Source organism: uncultured Algibacter sp., assembly GCF_947495925.1.
Taxonomy (GTDB): Bacteria; Bacteroidota; Bacteroidia; order Flavobacteriales; family Flavobacteriaceae; genus Algibacter_E.
The window spans coordinates 30,317-42,410 of sequence record NZ_CANMAU010000006.1; the positions used below are offsets into that span (position 1 = coordinate 30,317).

A 12,094-nucleotide genomic window follows, 5' to 3' on the forward strand; every position below is an offset into this window, starting at 1 on the left:
AAATAAGTTAGGCTTTTTCAAAGCGAACAAATTTGAATAGATGAAGAAAATTATGAAAAGGAATTATAAAGTCTTGTTGCTTTTGCTTTTGTTAGCCTTTGCATCATGCAGTTTTACTACTAAAAAATTTAGCAACCCTGATAAGGATAAACTACTTGTTCAAATAATCACTTTTGTGTTGGAACAAGGCCACTTTGATCCTATTGCTATGGATGATGGTTTTTCAGAAGAATTATTTAACGATTATATTGAAATTCTTGATCCTGTGAAACGTTACTTTTATCAATCTGATATTAAGGAGTTTGAGAAGTATAAGTTAGAGATTGATGACCAATTGAGGGATACGGATATTACGTTTTTCAATGTTGTGAACGAGCGTATGTTGGAGCGAATTGAGGGTGCTAAAGGAATTTACAGAGAAATATTGTCAGAACCTTTTGATTATTCTATTGATGAATCTTTCGATACTGACTATGAGAATAGTGGGTTTGTTAAGAATAAAAAGCAAATGAAAGACCGTTGGAGAAAGCAACTTAAGTTTTCTACAATTTCTAACTACGATGATTTGTATAAGCAAGAAAAGCAGGCTAAGGAAAAAGACGCTAATTATGTAATGAAGACTGAAGAGGTGATGGAGAAGGAAGCTCGAGAAGCTACACTTAAATCTATTGATATCTATTTCAATGATAGTATTGATGATTTAAAGCGTGAAGATTGGTTTGCACTTTATGTGAATACAATTGTTGAAGAGTATGATCCACATACCTATTATTTGGCGCCAAGAAATAAAGAAGATTTTGATCAACGTATGTCTGGTAAGCTTGAAGGGATAGGTGCTAGGTTACAAAAGCGTATGGACTATATTAAGATAGTTGAGTTAATTTCGGGTGGACCAGCCTGGAGGAGTAAGGAGCTTGAGGTAGAAGATATTATTTTAAAAGTTAAGCAGGAGGGTGAAGAGTTTCCTGTGAATATTGTTGGTATGCGTATTAGTGATGCGATAAAATATATTAAGGGACCAAAAGGAACAAAAGTAACTTTAACCATCAAGAAAGTGGATGGCACCATTAAAGATGTTGTGATTACAAGAGATGTTGTGGAATTGATGGAAACATATGCTAAATCTTCTGTTGTTGAAAAGGACGAACAGAAATTTGGAGTCATTAATTTGCCCGCTTTCTATGTGGATTTTCAGGATTATAAAAATGTAAATGCAGCTAAGGATGTTAAGAAAGAAATTGATTATTTAAAGTCTGAAGGAATTCAAGGCTTGGTTTTAGATTTGCGTAACAATGGAGGCGGGTCTTTACCAACTGTTGTAGATATGGCTGGATTATTTATTAAAGATGGACCAATTGTGCAAGTGAGATCTACAGGGGAATCAAAAGAAGTTTTGAAAGATAGAGATAAGAGTATTTCTTGGGATGGACCATTGGTTATTTTAGTTAACGAAATATCTGCTTCGGCATCAGAAATTATGGCTGCTGCTATGCAAGATTATAAACGTGCTGTAATTATTGGAAGTAAGCAAACTTACGGAAAGGGGACGGTTCAAAATGTTATTAATTTGAATAACATGCTTAGAAACAATACAAGTGGAGATTTAGGAGCTTTGGCTCTAACTACACAAAAGTATTATAGAATTAATGGCGGATCTGTACAATTAGAGGGTGTAAAAAGTGATGTTGAAGTACCTGGCAGATTTACTTATATTGATGTGGGAGAAAAGGATAAAGACAATCCATTACCTTGGGATGAAATAGATGCAGCAGATTATACACCTTGGGAAAATTATTTTGATTATAATGCAACTGTAGCTAAAAGTAAAGAACGCATGAGTAATAATGATCAATTAAAATTAATTGATAAAAATGCAAAATGGGTTAAAAGTAAAATTGATGAAACGGTTTTTTCTTTAAATTATAGTAAGTATGACGAGCAAAATAAGTTAAATGAAGAAGAAGCGAAACAATTTGATGCCATTTCTGATTATAAAACAAATTTAACTTTTGAATCAACGAGTTATGAAAAAGCACTTTTTGATAAAGATACTACCGATTTAAAGGAAAAGCGAGAGCGTTGGCATCAAAGTTTAAGTCAAGATGTGTATATAGAAGAAGCGTTAAATGTTCTTGAAGATTTAAAAATGTCGTATCCCGTAAAAAAAGTGGCTTCTGCTGTAAAGAAGTAATAAAATATTTATGAGTCATAAGTCAAACTCATTAAAACAGTTAGCGCTCCAAAAGTTTAAAAAGAACTTTTGGGGCGTTTTTAGTTTCTGCTTCATCATTTTTGTGGGTATTATTTCTGTTTTTTCATACGTGTTTGCACCCGATAATTCTCAGTATGCCAATCAAATGCATTTGGCTATTCATTCTAAAAAACCCGGCTTTAAGGTGACAATATTAACTATTCCTTCTCAATTAAAGGAAAGCCAAAGTTTTTTTGATAAGGTGTTTTTTGGAGAAAAAAAAGCTGATACTGAGGTTCCAATTTCAGGTTACGCTATTAATAACGGTCAACTAAGTTATAAGGAGTATGCTTCAGACGGATTGGAAGGTGCAGAAAAAAATATAAACCTCAATATTTTTCCAGAAGGTTCGGCGGAATCTTATATTACGGAGCAAACTTTTCTATTCGGAACAGATAAATATGGTCGCGATTTGTTAAGCAGGGTATTGGTTGGAGCAAGAATCTCTTTTTTTATAGGGTTTGTAGCGGTTTTTATTTCGCTTGTTATTGGAATATTTATGGGAAGTATAGCAGGTTACTTTGGGGGTAATATGGATGCTGTAATCATGTGGATTATTAATGTAACATGGTCTATTCCTACATTATTACTTGTGATAGCAATTACATTGGCATTAGGTAAGGGGTTTTGGCAAGTATTTATTGCTGTAGGTTTAACCATGTGGGTTGAGGTTGCAAGGGTAGTACGAGGTCAAATAATAAGTGCTAAAGAAATGCAATATGTTACCGCTGCTAGAGCGTTAGGATATACTGATTTTAGAATTATTACAAAGCATATTTTACCCAATATTATGGCGCCAGTTATCGTTATTTCTGCGGCTAATTTTGCAGCGGCAATTTTAATTGAAAGCGGATTAAGCTTTTTAGGTATTGGTGCGCAACCACCTATGGCAAGTTGGGGCGCTATGATAAAAGACCATTACAATTATATTATTTTAGGAAAACCGTATTTGGCTATTATACCAGGTCTTTGTATTATGAGTTTGGTTATGGCTTTTATGCTAGTAGGGAATGCTTTGCGAGATGCTTTGGATGTTAAGAGTTAGAGGTTTTGTTAGGCTATTTTTGCTCTGGTTTTGCTTTTTATTTGACCAATTTATTTTTAATTTGAGGATTTACTTTAGTTAGTTCATGTGCGAAACCAATTTTGTCTTTTGGTGAAATTATAATGAAATCGAATTTTCCATATGACAATTTAATTCTATCTAATTAAGGCGCAGGTGATGATATGAGATTGTTTGTTTCTTCAATAGATATGATTTTGTTTACATCGAACCCTTTGTTGTATAAAAAAACCACACTTTATGTATAAAAAACCAGTTTCTAAGATTGTGTATGAGGTTGAAAAATTAAGAAATAAAATAAAGCCATAAACTATTATAAATATGCCAACAACTGTGAATATTGATTGTAGAGATTCATTTGTATTTATCATTACTAGGATTAACCCAGCGAAAATTAATACTAGTAATAGTAAAATTTTATAACCGAATTTTGACTTATAAACTTTTATTGTTATTTCTTTTGTTAAAGAAGTAGGTTCAACTCGATGGTAAAGGCAATTTATGTTTAAGCTTAGTCAAATATAGTTTGTTTTCTTTCAAATGAAAATTCGTAAAAATTGAAAGCTTATTGGGAATCCATGACCATATTGCTGTTCAAGCTGTCTATATAATTTAACAACTCATCTTTGCCTATGTTTTTTGAAGAAGAGGTAATAAAGTGATTGGGCATGTCTTCCCAGGTTTCTAAAAGAATGGTTTTGTAGTCGTCAATATGGTTGTTAATAGCTTTTGGTTTTAGCTTATCTGCTTTAGTAAAAATAATTGAAAACGGTATGCCATGCTCTCCAAGCCACTGCATAAATTCTAAGTCAATGGGCTGGGGTTTATGTCGTATATCTACTAGCACAAACGCTGTTACTAATTGTTCGCGAAGCCCAAAATATTGGGTGATAAATTTCTGAAATACTTTTTTTGAGCTTTTTGAAACTCGAGCATAACCATATCCTGGTAAATCAACCAAATGCCAGTTTTTATTAATCAAAAAATGATTGATAAGTTGCGTTTTACCTGGTTTTCCTGAAGTTTTTGCTAAACTTTTTCGGTTGGTTAGCATGTTGATTAATGACGATTTTCCAACATTACTTCTCCCAATAAATGCGTATTCGGGTAATCTGCTTTTAGGGCATTTATCTACATCAGAATTACTTACTACAAATTCAGCAGATTTGATTTTCATTATTCAGTTTGCTAGGTTTTAATGAAGAAATATTATGTTAAGAAATAGTGTTCGTAATACGTTAAAAACCTCTTTTCTCTAACCATGAATTCATAATTTGATTAAACTCATTAGGGTGTTCCATCATAGCTGCATGCCCACATTTGTCAATCCAATGTAACTCAGAATCAGGTAAAAGTCCATTAAATTCTTCCGCAACCTCAGGAGGGGTTACATTATCATTTTTCCCCCAAATAATACATGTTGGAATATCCATATTTGGTAAGTCCTTGGCCATATTGTGTCTAATCGCGCTTTTAGCAATGGCAAGCGTTTTTATAAGTTTGTTTCGGTCATTAACAGTGTCATATACTTCATCAACAATTTCCTTTGTTGCAACCGCAGGGTCATAAAAAACGTCTTGGGCTTTCTTTTTTATAACCTCATAATCACTTCGTTTGGTATATCCGCCACCCATGGCACTCTCGTAAAGTCCAGAGCTTCCGGTTATAATCAGTGCTTTTACGGTTTCAGGATACATTTTGGTGTGATACAAACCTATATGACCACCAAGGGAATTTCCAAGAATAATAACGTCTTTATATCCTTTAAAAACAATAAAGTCATGTAGGTATTTAGCAAAACTTTTTACATTAGTTTTTAGCAATGACATCGTGTATATAGGGAGTTCTGGAATAAGAACTTTATAGCCTTTAGCACTAAAAAAATCGGTTACTGAGTCAAAGTTGCTTAAGCCTCCCATAAGACCGTGTAATATAACAATTGGAGTGCCTTCACCAGCTTCTATATAGCTGAATTTTTTTTCTTTTTTTAAGCGATGCGTCATTAATCGGTTAGTCAAGCGTTCAAAACAAATATAGTTATTTCATTGATATTTCTACTATAATAATTCGTTTCAGAAAAAAATCTGTTTTTCATTATTGAAATCTTATTAAAAGCTAAGATGTTAACAACTGTTAATGAGGAAAATTAAGTTTTTAATTGGTAACAATATAGTGTTGGTGGTAATTGTCCTTGTTTTAAATCGAAGTTAAAACTGATTTGATCGAAAATTTATTAACAAAGTGGTATTAAGTGGTAAAATGTGGTAAAAATTTCGATATATTTGAAACTTAAACTATTAATTTTCAGTAAACCGCTTTGGACTTAATCACAGGGACATACGATTGTAAAGTAGATGCAAAAGGCAGATTAATGATGCCTATTGCTATCAAAAAGCAATTATCTGCTATGGTGCAAGAGGGGTTTGTGATTCGTCGTTCGGTTTTTCAAAAATGTCTGGAGCTTTATCCGATGGGTGAGTGGAAGGTATTGATGCAAAAAATGAATAAGCTGAATAAATTTAAGAAGAAGAATAACGATTTTATTAGACGGTTTACAGCTGGAGCAAAAATGGTTGAGGTCGATGTGAATGGACGGTTGTTGATTCCAAAAGACTTGACGGTTTTTGCGGACATTTCAAAAAATATTGTAGTGGCTTCGGCTATCAATATTATTGAGATTTGGGATAAAGATTTATATGAGCAGGCTATTGATGATGCGGCTATGGATTTTGCTGATTTAGCTGAAGAGGTAATGGGACAAGATGACGATGACCATGGAATATCATAACCCTGTGCTTTTGAACGAAACCGTTAATGGGTTGAATATAAACCCTGATGGTGTTTATGTAGATGTGACTTTTGGTGGTGGTGGCCATAGTAAGGAAATTCTTAGCAGACTTGGTAAAAAAGGAAAGCTTTATGCTTTTGATCAAGATTCTGATGCGCTTGACAATGCTATTGATGATGATAGGTTTGTCTTGATTCATGAAAATTTTAGATATATAAAACGCTTTTTGAGATTTCACGGGGTTAAACAAGTGAACGGAATTCTTGCCGATTTTGGAGTGTCTTCTCATCAATTTGATGTTGCCGAACGAGGTTTTTCTACGCGTTTTGAAGCGGATTTGGATATGCGAATGAATCAGGAAAATAGCTTGTCTGCATTTCATGTTGTGAATGAGTATGAGGAAGAGCGCTTGAAACAAGTGTTTTTGCAGTATGGAGAGTTAAGGGCTGCTCCGGTCATGGCTAGAGTGATAGTAGAGTATAGGAGAAACGAGTCTATTGTGACTAGTGAGCAGTTAAAAAGTGTCTTACGTAAATTTCTGCCACCTCGTCATGAGAATAAAGTCTTGGCGCAGATTTATCAAGCTATTCGTATTGAAGTGAATCAGGAAATTGAAGTTTTAAAAGAATTTTTAATGCAGACGCCAGAGTTGTTGAGTGAAAGGGGGCGGTTAAGTTTTATTTCTTATCACTCTCTTGAGGATAGGTTGGTAAAACGTTTTATAAGGAATGGCATGTTTGAAGGTGAGCCAGAGCGCGATATGTTTGGGAATTTTGAGGTGCCTCTTAAGAAAGTTAATGGATTGATTGTTCCAACGAAGGAAGAAATAAAAATAAATAACAGAGCGAGAAGCGCGAAGCTAAGAATAGCAGAGAAGGTGTAATGAAAAAAAATATCTACAACATATTAAAAGGTACGTTTCTGGTTAGCGATGATGCGTTTAAAAATTGGCGTTACATTCTTTTTATTTCAGGTCTTGCTATAATAATGATTGCGAGTTCTCATAGTGCTGATAAAAAAGTATATGAAATAGCACGTTTAAAAAATGAAGTTAAAGAAATGCGATCTGCATTCGTTGATGGTCGATCTAAACTGATGATGCTAAAAATGGAATCGCATGTTGTAAAAGTGATGAAAGAGAAAGGGTTAGAGGTTTCAGGGAATCCACCAAAAAAAATAAAAGTTAAAGCTCAAAATTAAAGTTCAATCTTGGCAGTAAGCGAAAAAAACATATTGAACCGTTTGTATTTTATAGCTGGATGTATGTTCATCTTCGGGATTGCTGTGGTGTTTAAACTTTTGAGTATTCAGTTTCTTCAAGGAGAGAAATATAAAGCTCTTGCTACAGAACGTGTTGTTAAAGATGTAGTGATTCCGGCTAATAGAGGTAATGTGTACTCTGTTAATGGGAATTTATTGGCGACGTCAATTCCTAAATATGATATTCGTTTTGATGCGGTAACCCCATCGGCCAAAACTTTCGAAAAATATATTAAATCGCTTTCTGATTCATTAGCTAAATACACGGGGGAATCATCAAGAAAGTTTGAAAAGCAATTGAGGTACGCAAGAGCTAATAGAAATAGGTATTATTTGTTGGCAAGAGATATTGGGTATTCCGATTACATCCGTATAAGAAATTTTCCATTACTGAGTTTAGGTGCTTTTAAGGGTGGTTTGATTGTTGAACAATCAACCAAACGTGAGCACCCAATGGGGGGTATTGCTCAAAGAACTATTGGTTATGAGCGGGTTGATGATCAAGGGAATGTTACAAGGCCTGGGATTGACGGTGCTTTTGGGGTGAGATATTTGAGAGGTGTTGATGGGCATCGTAAAAAGCAGCAGATTGGAAAGGGGCAATGGAAACCTTTAAGTGACGCTAATGAAATTGAGCCGAAAGATGGGTATGATGTGTACACTACAATTGATGTTAACATTCAAGATATAGCGCATCATTCGCTTTTAGAGCAGCTGGAAAAGTATAAGGCGGACCACGGATGTGTGGTCGTTATGGAAACTGAAACAGGTGAAATTCGTGCCATTTCAAATTTAGGAAGAAATAAAAACGGACATTATTATGAACGCTTAAATTATGCTGTTGGAGAAACTCATGAGTCAGGTTCTACGTTTAAGTTAATGGCTTTGGCGGCGGCTTTTGAAGATAAAGTAGCAGATACCAGTGATGTTATTGATACGGAGAAAGGAGTTATAAGCTTTTATGGGAAAAAGGTGCGTGATTCAAAGCGTGGTGGTTATGGTAAGATATCGGTTTCAGAAGCTTTTGAGGTGTCTTCAAATACAGGGATTGTGAAGGTGATTGATAAAGGGTATAGAGAACAGCCTTCAAAATTTGTTGATAGGTTGTACGAGATGAATCTAGATCAAGATTTAGGGCTTCCAATTATTGGAGAGCCAGCTCCGATTATTCCAGATCCAAGAATTAAAAATGGACGTTGGAGTGGTATCGCTTTGCAATGGATGGCTTATGGTTATGGAGTGTCATTTACACCTTTACAAACACTAGCTTTTTATAATGCAATAGCTAATGATGGGGTTATGGTTAAGCCTCGATTTTTAAAAGAAGTTAGGGCGTTTGATAAGGTTATTGAACCCTTTGAAAAAGAGGTGGTTAATAAGTCGGTATGTTCGAAGGAAACCATTGCTAAGTTACAAATTTTATTGAAGAATGTGGTGGAAAAGGATCATGGGACTGGTCATAGATTGTACTCAAAACATTTTTCTATGGCAGGGAAAACAGGGACCTGTCAGAAGGATTATCGAGATAAAGAAAAGTTAAATTATATCTCCTCTTTTGCTGGTTATTTTCCGGCAGATAATCCAAAATATTCCTGCATTGTTGTTATTCATGAGCCTGAAAAAGGTATTGGGTATTATGGAGCAGATGTGTCGGGACCAGTATTTAAAAGAGTGGCTCAAAAAATATATACAGATACTCCTTTAATTGATGAAATACTGTCATTAGAAGTTAATGTAGCTGAGGTTGATGAAGCTTATGATGGCTTTTATGAAACCGCTCAGACGTATAAAACTATTATGCCAAATCTTATTGGTATGCCGGCGATGGATGCTATGGTGCTTTTAGAAAATATGCAGGTTGATGTGAAGGTGAAACTCGAGGGTAATGGAATTGTAAAATCACAATCAGTTATTAAAAATAAAAAGTTGAAGTCTAATCAAACTGTAGTCTTGAAGGCTTCATGAAAGTATTAAAAGACATATTGTATAAGGTTACCATAAATGCTGTAGTAGGAAGCACTGTTATTGATGTATCTGTTATAGATTTTGATTCTCGAAAAATAGCACAAGGTGATCTATTTGTAGCTATTCGAGGTTTGGTATCCGATGGACATGATTTTATTGATAAGGCTATAGAAAAAGGTGCCAAAAGTATTGTTTGTGAAAGCTTGCCAGATAATTTGGTAGATGATGTGACCTATGTTGAAGTGGATAATTCCAGCAAAGCTTTAGCAATTATTGCATCCAATTTTTATGATAACCCTTCAGAGAATTTAAGATTAGTTGGGGTTACAGGAACTAATGGAAAAACAACGATTGCTAGTTTGTTGTATCAATTGTTTAAGAAGGCAGGGTATAAGGTTGGATTGCTTTCAACAGTTCAGATATTAATAGATAACAAAGTGTATAAGGCTACGCATACCACACCAGATTCGTTGACTATAAATAAGTATTTAAGTGAAATGAATGAAGAAGGTGTTGAGTTTTGCTTTATGGAAGTGAGTTCGCATGGTATTCATCAATTCAGGACAGAAGGTCTGTGTTTCGAGGGTGGAATTTTCACCAATTTATCACACGATCATTTGGATTATCATAAAACCTTCGCTGAGTATAGGGATGTTAAAAAGAAGTTTTTTGATGAGCTTCCAAAAAGTGCTTTTGCGTTGTCAAATGTTGATGATAAAAATGGTTTGGTAATGCTTCAAAATACCAAAGCTAAAAAATACACCTACGCTTTGAAGCAATATGCTGATTATAAGTCTCAAATTTTGGAAAATCAGTTTGGAGGGCTATTGCTTAAGGTGGATGATAGCGAGGTGTGGACAAGGCTTATTGGAAATTTTAACGCCTATAATGTTTTAGCGATTTATGCGACCGCGGAATTGTTAGGGCTTGAAAAAGTTGAAATATTAAGATTAATAAGTGATTTAGATAGTGTGAGTGGGCGCTTTCAATATGTAGTTTCAGATGAAAAAATTACAGCTATTGTTGATTATGCTCATACGCCTGATGCCTTAAAAAATGTATTGGAAACTATAAATAGTATTCGTACCAAAAATGAAGAGCTTATTACGGTAGTAGGTTGTGGTGGAGATAGGGATAAAACGAAAAGGCCTAAAATGGGGCACATTGCTTCTGCTTTAAGTACTAAGGTGATTTTTACCAATGATAATCCTAGAAGCGAAAAGCCAGAAGATATTTTAAAAGAAGTTGAGGCCGGCGTTGAGCCCCAGAATTTTAAAAAGACATTAACAATTGAAGATAGAAAACAAGCTATAAAAGCAGCTTGTCAAATGGCGCAACCTAATGATATTATTTTGATTGCAGGAAAGGGGCATGAAACATATCAAGAAATTAATGGGGAGCGCTTTGATTTTGACGATTTAAAAATAGTACAGGAATTATTAAAGCAATTACAAAAATAAACGTCATTCTTAGGGTAACCAAAGAATCTCAATAAAGAACCAGATGTTATACTATTTATTTGAATATTTAGAAGAACAGTTTCAGTTACCAGGCGCTTCGCTTTTTGGGTTCTTAACCTTTAGGGCTGCTTTGGCAATGATTTTGGCATTGCTCTTTTCAACAATTTATGGGAAAAGAATTATTGGGCTTTTGCAAAGAAAGCAAATGGGGGAAACGATAAGGGATTTAGGTTTAGAAGGTCAGAAAGAAAAGGCAGGTACCCCAACAATGGGTGGGATTATCATAATTCTTGCAACCTTGATTCCTGTTTTTTTACTAGCCAAACTAGAAAATATTTATATCATTCTTCTAATTGTTACAACATTTTGGATGGGTGTTATTGGGTTTATAGATGATTATTTAAAAAAGTTTAAAAACGATAAAGAAGGTTTAAAAGGAAGATTTAAAATACTGGGCCAAGTAGGTTTGGGAGTTATTGTTGGAGCAACATTGTTTTTTCATCAGGATGTAACTATGAAAGAGAAGTTGCCTATTGAACAGCAGAAAATTCTTTTGGCTGAAAATCCAGATATCTCGCCTTCAAAATTATTTAAAGATGAGGCTAAATCTACTAAAACAACTATTCCAGGGGTAAAAGGAAATGAGTTTGACTATGCTGATTTAATTACATGGATAAGTCCTGATTTAGAAAAATATGCGTGGATTGTTTTTATTTTAATATCGGTTTTAATTATTGCAGCTGTTTCTAATGGTGCAAATTTAACTGACGGAATAGATGGTTTAGCCGCTGGTACGTCTGCCATTATCGTACTTACTTTAGGGATTTTTGCTTGGGTGTCTGGTAATATTATTTTCTCAGAATACCTCAATATTATGTATATCCCAAGAGTTGAGGAAATAACAATTTATATAACTGCATTTGTTGGAGCGCTCATAGGGTTCTTGTGGTACAATACATATCCAGCTCAGGTTTTTATGGGAGATACAGGGAGTTTAACCATAGGGGGGATTATTGCTGTAATTGCAATTGCTGTTAGAAAAGAGTGGTTAATACCTGTGCTTTGTGGGATTTTTTTAGCAGAAAATTTATCAGTAGTCATGCAAGTCAGCTGGTTTAAATATACCAAAAAGAAGTATGGAGAGGGACGGCGCATATTTAAAATGTCACCCTTGCATCATCATTATCAAAAATTAGGATATCACGAAAGTAAAATTGTAACAAGGTTTTGGATTGTGGGCATATTGCTTGCCATAGTTTCAATCGTAACATTGAAAATACGATAACAAATGTGGTTATCACGTAGAG

The 12,094-nt window shown here is 34.5% G+C and carries 11 protein-coding genes; 8 read left to right on the forward strand and 3 right to left on the reverse strand.

Annotated features, from left to right (window positions below):
• Nucleotides 1–52: 52 nt before the first annotated feature.
• Together Q0857_RS13020 and Q0857_RS13025 are read left to right on the forward strand one after the other, a co-directional pair.
• The gene (locus tag Q0857_RS13020) at nucleotides 53–2,191 is read left to right on the forward strand and encodes a carboxy terminal-processing peptidase (protein WP_298536744.1); all 2,139 of its coding nucleotides are present in this window, start codon (nucleotides 53–55) and stop codon (nucleotides 2,189–2,191) included.
• Nucleotides 2,192–2,201: 10 nt separating this feature from the next.
• Nucleotides 2,202–3,296, forward strand: a complete 1,095-nt coding sequence (locus Q0857_RS13025; RefSeq protein ID WP_298535984.1) for an ABC transporter permease — start codon at nucleotides 2,202–2,204, stop codon at nucleotides 3,294–3,296.
• A 37-nt stretch (nucleotides 3,297–3,333) separates the two neighbouring features.
• Here the strand turns inward: Q0857_RS13025 and Q0857_RS16950 are convergent, their stop codons facing one another.
• From Q0857_RS16950 to Q0857_RS13035, 3 genes are all read right to left on the reverse strand, one after another.
• Nucleotides 3,334–3,450, reverse strand: a complete 117-nt coding sequence (locus tag Q0857_RS16950; protein WP_367278098.1) for a hypothetical protein — start codon at nucleotides 3,448–3,450, stop codon at nucleotides 3,334–3,336.
• A gap of 429 nt (nucleotides 3,451–3,879) precedes the next feature.
• A complete protein-coding gene (gene yihA, locus Q0857_RS13030) occupies nucleotides 3,880–4,491 on the reverse strand; it encodes a ribosome biogenesis GTP-binding protein YihA/YsxC (RefSeq protein ID WP_298535986.1) in 612 nt (203 codons plus the stop codon).
• 61 nt (nucleotides 4,492–4,552) lie between these two features.
• On the reverse strand, nucleotides 4,553–5,317 hold the full coding sequence (locus Q0857_RS13035) for an alpha/beta hydrolase (protein WP_298535988.1): 765 nt from the start codon (nucleotides 5,315–5,317) through the stop codon (nucleotides 4,553–4,555).
• A gap of 314 nt (nucleotides 5,318–5,631) precedes the next feature.
• Between Q0857_RS13035 and mraZ the strand changes: the two genes are divergently transcribed.
• From mraZ to mraY, 6 genes are all read left to right on the forward strand, one after another.
• Complete coding sequence (gene mraZ, locus Q0857_RS13040; protein ID WP_298535990.1) at nucleotides 5,632–6,102, forward strand: division/cell wall cluster transcriptional repressor MraZ; 471 nt, start codon at nucleotides 5,632–5,634, stop codon at nucleotides 6,100–6,102.
• Entirely contained in the window at nucleotides 6,077–6,985 is a 909-nt protein-coding gene (gene rsmH / locus Q0857_RS13045; protein ID WP_298535993.1) for a 16S rRNA (cytosine(1402)-N(4))-methyltransferase RsmH, read from the forward strand. Before mraZ ends, rsmH begins: the two co-directional genes overlap by 26 nt.
• On the forward strand, nucleotides 6,985–7,302 hold the full coding sequence (locus Q0857_RS13050) for an FtsL-like putative cell division protein (protein ID WP_298535995.1): 318 nt from the start codon (nucleotides 6,985–6,987) through the stop codon (nucleotides 7,300–7,302). Before rsmH ends, Q0857_RS13050 begins: the two co-directional genes overlap by 1 nt.
• Before the next feature lie 63 nt (nucleotides 7,303–7,365).
• A complete protein-coding gene (locus Q0857_RS13055) occupies nucleotides 7,366–9,327 on the forward strand; it encodes a penicillin-binding protein (RefSeq protein WP_298536746.1) in 1,962 nt (653 codons plus the stop codon).
• On the forward strand, nucleotides 9,324–10,787 hold the full coding sequence (locus Q0857_RS13060) for a UDP-N-acetylmuramoyl-L-alanyl-D-glutamate--2,6-diaminopimelate ligase (protein WP_298535997.1): 1,464 nt from the start codon (nucleotides 9,324–9,326) through the stop codon (nucleotides 10,785–10,787). Before Q0857_RS13055 ends, Q0857_RS13060 begins: the two co-directional genes overlap by 4 nt.
• 43 nt (nucleotides 10,788–10,830) lie before the next feature.
• On the forward strand, nucleotides 10,831–12,072 hold the full coding sequence (mraY, locus tag Q0857_RS13065) for a phospho-N-acetylmuramoyl-pentapeptide-transferase (protein ID WP_298535999.1): 1,242 nt from the start codon (nucleotides 10,831–10,833) through the stop codon (nucleotides 12,070–12,072).
• Nucleotides 12,073–12,094 lie beyond the last annotated feature (22 nt).